General features: G+C 43.6%; 1 protein-coding gene. It reads left to right on the top strand.

Going from position 1 to position 541, the window contains the following annotated elements:
- Positions 1-541 (top strand): terminase large subunit domain-containing protein (locus N1032_RS27390; protein WP_259543865.1); only part of this gene is annotated, 541 nt, incomplete at both ends.

Below are 541 nucleotides of genomic sequence, written 5' to 3'. Positions count from 1 at the left end.
GCAAGGGAAGTAGAGAATATTGGTAGTGGTGCTATTCCACGGGATGCAATGTTAATCGATGAGATAACCCGTGATGGTGATTTGATTAAATCCCTGTCTGTCCGTCATGTTGATGGCTCAATCAATACTATCAACTTCTTTGGTGCACAGAATGAAGCTGTATTGATGGGTGCTAAGGTAAGAGGTATTCTTTTCGATGAAGAACCAGAGCACAACAGCTTACAGATATTCGCACAGTTAAAGACACGTCTGCTTAATGCAGGTGGTGCAGGTGTTGATGGCTTTATGCTTTTCACTGCCACACCAGAACAGGGTATGACTCCACTTAATGTGATGTTTGAAAATGATGAGTCGGGCATTCTGTACCTGCAAACAGCGAGTATTTTTGACAATCCTACCCTTACCCCTGAACAAATTCAGAAGCATATCGATGCTATCCCAGAGTACCAGCGCAAGATGCGTATTCAGGGGATTCCAATCATGGGTAGTGGTCAGATCTTCACTATCGATGAGGACTTGATAACCATCACTGAATGCTACC

The sequence above is a fragment of the Herbiconiux daphne genome (assembly GCF_024979295.1).
In the GTDB taxonomy this organism is placed as follows: Bacteria; Actinomycetota; Actinomycetes; order Actinomycetales; family Microbacteriaceae; genus Herbiconiux; species Herbiconiux daphnes.
The sequence above is the reverse complement of the archived record's forward strand: the minus strand, read 5'-3'. Positions and strand labels throughout refer to the sequence as shown.